Annotated in this window: 10 protein-coding genes; all 10 read left to right on the forward strand. The window is 54.2% G+C overall.

Annotation, left to right across the window (positions count from 1 at the left end; translation table 11 throughout):
- On the forward strand, positions 1-606 hold a 606-nt coding region (locus tag AC2VLY_RS05180; RefSeq protein ID WP_486921882.1), incomplete at its 5' end, for a thioredoxin fold domain-containing protein.
- A gap of 3 nt (positions 607-609) precedes the next feature.
- A complete protein-coding gene (locus AC2VLY_RS05185) occupies positions 610-798 on the forward strand; it encodes a hypothetical protein (RefSeq protein WP_215866205.1) in 189 nt (62 codons plus the stop codon).
- Positions 799-977: 179 nt separating this feature from the next.
- Positions 978-1,574, forward strand: coding sequence for an HAD family hydrolase (locus AC2VLY_RS05190; RefSeq protein ID WP_486921883.1), 597 nt, complete (start codon positions 978-980; stop codon positions 1,572-1,574).
- Positions 1,571-1,720, forward strand: coding sequence for a hypothetical protein (locus tag AC2VLY_RS05195; RefSeq protein ID WP_153940629.1), 150 nt, complete (start codon positions 1,571-1,573; stop codon positions 1,718-1,720). Before AC2VLY_RS05190 ends, AC2VLY_RS05195 begins: the two co-directional genes overlap by 4 nt.
- Before the next feature lies 1 nt (position 1,721).
- The gene (locus AC2VLY_RS05200; protein WP_142086143.1) at positions 1,722-2,009 is read left to right on the forward strand and encodes a hypothetical protein; all 288 of its coding nucleotides are present in this window, start codon (positions 1,722-1,724) and stop codon (positions 2,007-2,009) included.
- A 39-nt stretch (positions 2,010-2,048) separates the two neighbouring features.
- A complete protein-coding gene (locus tag AC2VLY_RS05205) occupies positions 2,049-2,213 on the forward strand; it encodes a hypothetical protein (RefSeq protein WP_158627743.1) in 165 nt (54 codons plus the stop codon).
- A gap of 9 nt (positions 2,214-2,222) precedes the next feature.
- Positions 2,223-4,016, forward strand: coding sequence for a single-stranded-DNA-specific exonuclease RecJ (gene recJ / locus AC2VLY_RS05210; RefSeq protein WP_486921884.1), 1,794 nt, complete (start codon positions 2,223-2,225; stop codon positions 4,014-4,016).
- 406 nt (positions 4,017-4,422) lie between these two features.
- Positions 4,423-5,106, forward strand: coding sequence for a type II secretion system protein (locus AC2VLY_RS05215; RefSeq protein WP_486921885.1), 684 nt, complete (start codon positions 4,423-4,425; stop codon positions 5,104-5,106).
- A 14-nt stretch (positions 5,107-5,120) separates the two neighbouring features.
- Positions 5,121-5,798 (forward strand): type II secretion system protein, encoded by a 678-nt coding sequence (locus AC2VLY_RS05220; RefSeq protein WP_486893115.1) that lies wholly within the window; start codon positions 5,121-5,123, stop codon positions 5,796-5,798.
- Positions 5,782-6,090: hypothetical protein (locus AC2VLY_RS05225; protein ID WP_486921886.1), on the forward strand; the 309-nt coding region annotated here is incomplete at its 3' end. The genes AC2VLY_RS05220 and AC2VLY_RS05225, both read left to right, overlap by 17 nt.

Below are 6,090 nucleotides of genomic sequence, written 5' to 3' on the forward strand. Positions count from 1 at the left end.
GGAAAATACTTGATACCCGGGCCGGTGATTGCCGCCAACGGGAAAATGCTGAATACCGAAATGGCAGAAAAGCTCGGTTTGGTGCCCAAGCCTTTACCCGTTGCGCAAGTGTTAAATCAGGCCGTCGCCGCACCGGGCTTTGTTTTGGGCCATGGTGGTCCCATGGTGGCCGCTTTCATGGATCCGAATTGTATTTTTTGCCACAAGTTCTATGAAGCGGTTTTGCCGGAATTGAAAGCGGGCAAGCTCCGTATCAAAGTCGTACCGGTGGCCTTTTTGAAGCCGTCCAGCCTGCCCAAAGCCGTTGCTATTCTATCGGCCAAGGACCCGGCCAAGGCCTGGGCGTTTGATGAAGCACATTTTAATGTCCATACGGAAGAGGGCGGCATCACGCCGGCCAAGAACCAGAAAGTACCGGCAACGGCGCGCATAGAAGCGAATACCCATCTTTTGGCGCGAACGGGTGAAATTGCCACGCCGACGGTGATGGTTTGTCGGAAAGATGGAAAACCCGTCTTGTGGCATGGGGTCGCGCCCGACCACCTGAAGCAGATTCAGGACGGGGCTATCGGCGATTTGTTGCCGACGGGAAGCTGCCGGGGGTAAGGCATGCGCTTTGAAAGACAAGATGGCGAAAAAAACTACGGATTTGTCTGCGTCAAAGATAGCCAAACCGTGACCTTAAAGGGCCAGTTTGATATCGAATTTGATGTGAACATGCAGACCCTGCTTCAGAACTATCGTCCGATTCTGGAAGAGGGAGAGCTCTGGCCGGAAGACCTTCCGCGTGTGGGTTAATCCAAAACAAACTCCGCTTTGACATCTCCATATTCAGGGGTGATTGGACTTGGGGGCGGCTTCAGCTCTTCCAGGTGGCTTCGCTCGGGGGATGTCGGGTGCGGATTGAAATATCAGATATAAGCACTGGATTTAAGAGCCAGTTTTTTAAAAGAACGTAAAAACAAGGAAGGTCACTTATGATGATTTCGCGGCAGTATAAGCCGCCGGTTGTGTTAGATGTGGACGGGGTCCTGCTCAACTTCGAGCAAGCCTGGAAACAGTGTGCCGAAGAAACGCTGCAACATGCGGTGATCCGAAAGGAGAATACCTGGGATTTAGCTACACGATTTGGTTTATCGTCGGAGAATGTTCGGCAGGTCTGGGACGCCTTTCATGCCGATGGCTGGTTTGGACGCATTGACCCATATCCCTACGCCTGGGAGTTGGTGGGTGCCCTGAAAGCGATGGGTTGCGAGATCTTTGCCATTACCAATGTGGACCCCGCCTTTTTTCGGGAACGGGCTTTGACCCTGGGGGACCTGATTCCTGAAAAAAATCTGCAATTGCTCGGGGCGAAAGCCTCACCAGAGCGGCGCTTGTCGGTACTGCGCGCACTCGGGGCGCGGGCCTTTCTTGATGATCGTGTCGGCAATGTCAATCTGGCGGCTTTCCATGTTCCGGTGAGTGCCTGGCTCTGCCAGGGCTATCAGGATGCGGATGCGCCCGCCGATGGGGTGACCGTGCTGGATGCCGCTTTGGACTTTCCCTTGTTATTGGAATCCATGTTGCCATGATCTGGTTCATTTTGCTGCTGTTGATGGGCATGACTTTGCTCGTGGCCAGTTATATTTCCCTTTCCATCTTTGTGTTGAGCGAAGCTTATCGCATCGAACAGGAAGAAATGCAGGGAGTTTGGGAAACAGAAAAAAAGGAGGACTGAATTGGCGGATATCCAAAAAATCGCCGAACGGATTTTTGCGCATGTGGAAAATGGGGATTTGCCCTCGGGCTATGCGGTGGCCATGGGCGCGCTCATTGAGATCTACGCACATGATGAGCAGGTGCATGCGTGGGTGCTGGAGGCGTTGCCTGCCGCTGTTGATAAGTTGCTGGCCTGCATGGTTCGGCATGGTCCATTACTAAATGATCGCTGGATACATGCCTATCTGCGGCAGAGCGAAGAAGAAAGCGCTGTAGATGCTTTGTCCTGGGACGCCATTGGGCTGTGATAAGATGATCTGTATCAATCACTCACAAGGAAATACATCATGGAAAAAGACAACAGGAACCAACAACCACTTTCTTTCGAAGCGGCTAAAAAAGACCGCGACGCGGAGTTTGCCTTACTCAATCAATTATTGGGCGAGGAATATGTCCGCGCGCTTCAGCCGGCCCGCTCCGAAAAACCGGCGCCCGTCATTCCCTTACGCTAATCACCGAAAATGCCCATTATTCAGTATCGGCGTCCGGATGCAGAGGCCGTTCAGCGGCTGATACAATCCGGTATTCACCCCGTTATTGCCCGCATACTGGCGGGTCGCGGGGTGGCTGAACCGGAATCGGTAGCCCTTTTGCTGCGCGCCCTGGAACAACCGGGGAGCATGCGCGATTTGGAAAAAGCCGCCCATCTGGTCGCGGAATGTGTTCTGAAACAAAAAAACCTCTTTGTGATAGGCGATTACGACGTCGATGGCGGAACGGCAACGGCGTTGCTGATGGACTTCCTGACCCAATGCGGTGCGCGTGTGGATTTTCTGATTCCCAATCGGGTGACCGAAGGCTATGGGCTTTCCCCCGCGTTAGTGGAACGGGCTGCGGCGCATCAGGCGGATTGCCTGATTACGGTCGATAACGGCATCAGCGCCTTTGCGGGCGTTGAAGCGGCCAAGGCGCGGGGCATGACGGTGATTGTGACTGACCATCATTTGCCCGGCCAGGGAATTCCGCCTGCCGACGCCGTGGTGAATCCCAATCAGCCCGGTTGCCGGTTCCCTTGGAAAAGCACCTGTGGCGTAGGCGTGGCTTTTTATCTGGCTGCTGCCATCAAAAAAGTGCTCATAGCCGCCGGGCATCCTCCGGTGCATGGCTTGGATCTGGGGCAATTCCTGGATTTGGTGGCCTTGGGTACCGTGGCCGATGTGGTGCCTCTAGAAAAAAATAATCGCATTTTCATTCGTGCCGGATTGAAACGTCTGCGCCAGGGCACTGCGCGTACCGGTTTGCTGGCTTTAATGCGGGTGTCTGGCATCTCTCCAGCCACGGTGCAAGCGGAAGATCTGGGTTTTCGGTTGGGTCCCCGCATTAACGCTGCCGGTCGTCTGGAAGATATGCGAGTAGGGGTGCGGTTATTGCTGACCCGGGATGCAGAGGAAGCCGATACCCTGGCGAAAAAACTGCACAGTCTGAATGGAGAAAGACAACAGATCGAAGCGGAAATGCTGGAACAGGCTTTGGAGCGGGCGCAGCAGTTATTGCCGGAATCCCCAGAAGCCATTCCACTGACCGATGAAGACGCCCAGGCGGTGCAGGCTCCCCGTATCTTGTGTTTGCAGGATCCGCAGGGGCATGAGGGCGTAGTTGGCCTGGTAGCGGGCCGCATCAAGGAACGTACCGGATTGCCGACGCTGGTTTTTGCGCCGGGTGCTGATGCGGGCGTACTCAAAGGTTCGGCACGGTCCATTCCCAATGTGCATATTCGGGATTTTCTGGCCGAAATGGATGCGCAGCACCCGGGCCTGATTCTCGGGTTTGGTGGGCATGCCATGGCGGCAGGGCTGACCGTACGCACCCAGAACTTTGACCGTTTTGCGCAAATCGCCCAGGCGCTGGCCTTACAACGGATTCCTTTCGATGCCTTGGCCCATCGCGTCTGGGTCGATGGCGAAATTGAACCGGATTATTGTACGCTGGATTTGGCGCAGGAAATCGAAGCCTTTGGCCCGTATGGCAATCAATTCCCCGCACCGTTGTTCATTGGCACATTTCGTCTGCTGAAAAGCCAGCGTATCGGCAAGGATGGGCAAACCCTCAAGATGTCCGTGGCGCTTGATGGGGCAGGGCGCACAGGTCAGCCGCTACAGGCCATTCAGTTTAAGCGCGGAGAGGTGCCCGACCCGGAACCCGGTGATATCTGCCGGTTTTTGTATACCTTATCGGTCAACCGCTTTCGCGGGGAAGAATCCCTGCAGTGTATTGTGCAGCAGGTGATGGAGCCGGTCAGTACGGCTGTGGTTTGAAAAAAGCCCAAACTAACCGTTTAATGTTTAAAAAGCGCAAAAATCGTCGGATATACTGGAATCAGTGCAGTACACAAAGATCCCGAAACAAGGTCCCCCGCCGGCGGTGGGGAAAAAACACCGGCAGCCAAGACACGTGAACGGGCCTGAGAGGCCCTTATCAGCACCTCTCAAAACTCCGGGCCGACAGCACAGTGGGCGAGGCCGCAATCAGGTCGAGCGTTATCGGCCTATTTTTTTGTCTGGCGTGTGGTGGATTTCGGGGATCAATTTGATCTCTTGATCGTTTTTAACGTACCACTTTTTGAAAAAACCAGAAAAAAGCCGTTTATTGACCACCTAGACACCTTCCTGACGCATTAATCTCCTGAATCGGATCCTTTACTTTTTTCAGGAAGATTTCGTCATGATGATTTCAAAGTGTTCTCGTGTGATTGATCGTGCGCGTAATGCTTTACAGCGCATCCCCTTTTTCGCTGCCAGTGCAGCATCAACCGAAGTAAAAAATAACCCGGATGAATCTGGTTTCAGTTTGATCGGTATTCTGGCCGCCGGGTTGATTATGACCATTCTTGGGGTCGCCACGTATGGCTTTCTAAGTCTGAGCGGCTCCAAAAGCAAGGCGCTATTTGCCACCTTTACGTCCGTGGCTGCTGCGGCTGAGCATTACAACATGAGTGTGGGGGCCTACCCGACCGTATACGGGGCCATGGTGGATACCAATTTTGAAAATGACAACTCCACCAATACCAATGTTTCGACCACCTGGAATGGTCCGTATGCCAAGGATAAGGACATGAATACCAGTGGCGTGTTGCTGCTGAACAGTATTGCTACGGGTGCGACGCTCACTTTTGAGCCATTGACGTCAAGTTCTACCGGGGCCTTGCCGAATGGTATGCCGTATCAGTATGCGTTGGTCGCTAACAATATCCCTGCCAGTATCGCCCATAAAACGACCAATATCTGCAATGGTGCGCACGGTAACAGCACTGGCGCTGATGGCGGTCAGTGTGTACTGATCCAAGGCGCCGGTGGATTGGATCAAGTCTATTACATCTTCGCCCAGAACCAGTACGGCGCTTACTAAGGTCTGTTTGTCAGATGGGACAGTCTGCGTGTAGTGATGGGGTTGCGGCTTCCAGGTTATTCCGCAAGAACCGTTCTCCCTATGCTGCACGCCCTTTATTTTTGCGGTCGCGATGGCCCGTTTCAGCGGCTGCCGAGTCCGGATTTTCTCTGATTGGTATGCTCGCGGCTTTGGTGATTGCGGTCATTGTAACGGCGGCTGCCGTCTATTACCTGAATCTCTCCAATACGCGGGGTGAGGCTATTTATCAAACGATGAACGCTATCGTGCGGGCGAGCCAGAACTTTGCTCAGGATACGGGTTGTTATCCCGCAAATGTAGCCGCACTGGGAACACTGGGTGCCAATGGACAGGCGGCAGGTCTTATGGGCTGTGCGCCGGATGAGCAGCAATGGGATGGGCCTTATCTTACCCAGACCAATCCGAGAGGCAAGCTGACTATTCCGGATTCAGATAGCGGGATGCCGGGGACCACGGCGACCATAACGAAGGGTGATTGGCTCAGTCAAAACCCGGAGATGGCGGGACGAGGAAAGGAAGAGGTCGCCGTCATGATAGGACCTGTATCGGCTTCTACACGGGCGGAGGTCTGCAAGCGTTGCAATGGCTGTGCTGAACAGGGCAATAACATCCCCAGCACCTGCTTTGTTACGGGTGACTCCGTTGGAAAGGTATTTGCCAGTGTGGATTGAGCAGCAGCCATCCAAAAGGCTTGCAGCCGACAGGCGTGAAGCCGGGTCCTGCGGACGGCACGACCGGCTTACAGTCATCAGTGCTTGCAGTCGGCAAGGGGTTGCACCCCTGCAAGGGGCAGAGGCGGGCGTCGCGGCGATTCTGTATGTCCTGGTCCTGATGATTTTCCTTGCCGCCGTCGTTTCGGTTATTTCGGCACGGCTGGATGATTTCAGCCATCAACGGCTTAAACAGACGCAGACGATATGGCTCGACCATGCTGAACAACAATTGCAGGGGTGGTACGCCCAA

Source organism: Acidithiobacillus sp. TH-A36 (assembly GCF_057473445.1).

Excerpts from the sequence above, each read along its gene's own strand:
- AC2VLY_RS05185 (WP_215866205.1), top strand. The coding sequence starts at position 610 with ATGCGCTTTGAAAGACAAGATGGCGAAAAAAACTACGGATTTGTCTGC.
- AC2VLY_RS05190 (WP_486921883.1), top strand. The coding sequence starts at position 978 with ATGATGATTTCGCGGCAGTATAAGCCGCCGGTTGTGTTAGATGTGGAC.
- AC2VLY_RS05195 (WP_153940629.1), top strand. The coding sequence starts at position 1,571 with ATGATCTGGTTCATTTTGCTGCTGTTGATGGGCATGACTTTGCTCGTG.
- AC2VLY_RS05205 (WP_158627743.1), top strand. The coding sequence starts at position 2,049 with ATGGAAAAAGACAACAGGAACCAACAACCACTTTCTTTCGAAGCGGCT.
- recJ (WP_486921884.1), top strand. The coding sequence starts at position 2,223 with ATGCCCATTATTCAGTATCGGCGTCCGGATGCAGAGGCCGTTCAGCGG.
- AC2VLY_RS05215 (WP_486921885.1), top strand. The coding sequence starts at position 4,423 with ATGATGATTTCAAAGTGTTCTCGTGTGATTGATCGTGCGCGTAATGCT.
- AC2VLY_RS05220 (WP_486893115.1), top strand. The coding sequence starts at position 5,121 with ATGGGACAGTCTGCGTGTAGTGATGGGGTTGCGGCTTCCAGGTTATTC.